Annotated in this window: 2 protein-coding genes; both read right to left on the reverse strand. The window is 71.6% G+C overall.

Annotated elements, in window-relative coordinates:
* On the reverse strand, positions 1 to 574 hold a 574-nt coding region (locus tag Q0112_RS05875; RefSeq protein ID WP_297972704.1), incomplete at its 3' end, for a glycosyltransferase family 2 protein.
* A gap of 97 nt (positions 575 to 671) precedes the next feature.
* Positions 672 to 1,645, reverse strand: a 974-nt coding sequence (locus Q0112_RS05880) for a hypothetical protein (RefSeq protein ID WP_297972706.1), incomplete at its 5' end; no start/stop codon positions are given.

Consider the following 1,645-nt stretch of genomic DNA (forward strand, 5'->3'; position numbering starts at 1 on the left):
TCGTCGTCTCGTCGAAGCGGCCGAGCGCGAGGAAGGTGTCGCGGCGTACCACGAGGGTCTGGGTCGAGATCATGTTGCGCACGAGCAGCGGCTCGATGATGTTGCCCTCCGCCGGCGTCACCGACGGATCCGGCAGGTAGCGGAGCCGGGTGCGTTCGCCCGGGCGGGCGTCGAGCCCGCCGACGGTCAGCAGGCCGCAGTAGCAGGCGCCCCAGTCGGCGCGGCCCGGGGCAGGGGTGGCGAGGCGGGCCATCTGCTTGGCGAGCTTCTCGGGCAGCCACTCGTCGTCGCTGTCCTGGAAGGCGATCCAGGTGCCGCGCGCTTCCGCGACCCCGAGGTTGCGCGCCCCCGCGGCGCCCAGGTTGCGCGGGGCGGCGACGACGCGCAGGCGCGGGTCGGTGATCCGGCGCGCCGCCTCGAGGGTGCCGTCGGTCGAGCCGTCGTCGACGACGACGAGCTCGAAGTCCTCCCAGGTCTGGCGCAGCACGCTCTCGATCGCCGTCCCGATCGTCGCGGCCCGGTTGTAGGCGGGGATCACCACCGAGACGGGCGGCGTGCGGGCGTCGTGGCTCATTCGGGCTCCTCGGACAGGCTCCTCGGTCGATCGGTCCTCTATAGGGCGCCGCCGGGGGGATGGCTACGTGCTGCGGCGCAGCAGGCGGAACCCCTGCTCAGAAGGGGGCGGCATCGATCTCCTCGACCAGGAGCCGGCCGTCTTTGGCCCGCGACAGCGGATAGACGACCGTCACGGCAGTGGCGGGGTTTCCCGGGTCGGGCAGGCGCCGGCCTTGGGCATCGAACGATTCAGGGGGCCGATCGCCTCGTATCCGTGTCCAGCCGAGGAGGGCGCCGCCGGCATCGTAGGCGAACTCGTCGCGCCAGTCGGCACGGGGAGCGAGGATCGGGTCGGCGTAGGCCTTGTCGGGGTTGGTGCGGTCGATCGCGGCGGTGCGCAGGGTGCCGTCGGGGCCCGGCTCGGTGCGGCGCTTCTCGTTCGGGGGGAAGTACCAGGAGAGGATCGCCGGGGCGGAATCGTGGACGCCGTTCGAGGCGAAGACGCCGATGTCGACCCGGGAGGTGGTCACCGGGTTGTCCTCGGAGATGACGAAGGGGGCGTGCCAGTCGAGGGTGATCGTCGCGCTGGTGCCGTCTGCGGCGGGCTCGATCCTGACCCTTTCCGGGTCGCCCTGCAGCAGGCGCCAGTGGAATTCGAGTGGCCGGCCGTTCGGGTCGCGGGTCTCCGCCGCCGAGACGGTCATCGTCCGCCTCGCGACCTTCGAGCGCCAGATGCGGGCGACGGCGGAGGGGGTGTCGAAGAGCTGCTCGGAGAGGCCCTCGCCGAAATAGTCGACGCCCTCGGTGCCGAGATCCTCGGCGGTGACACTGATGCGGACCGCGGGGGGGATGGCGTCGGGCGCGATCGACTGGGCGAGGCTGACCATGCGGGCGGGGTTGATCGTATAGCCCTCGAAGGCCGCCGGGTGGGCATCGCCGCTGAAATAGCTCTCGCGCGAGGTGACGTGCTGCAGGCTGCGGCGGAAGATCATCTGCACGGTCGGGACGAGCAGGTGCTCTTCTGTGAGCCGCTCCTTGGTGTCGGGGCGGAAGGCGGCGTAGGTGAGCGCGAGCGCCTCGAGGAAGGGCT

Origin of the sequence: uncultured Amaricoccus sp. (assembly GCF_937858865.1) — a bacterium.
Classification (GTDB): Bacteria; Pseudomonadota; Alphaproteobacteria; order Rhodobacterales; family Rhodobacteraceae; genus Amaricoccus.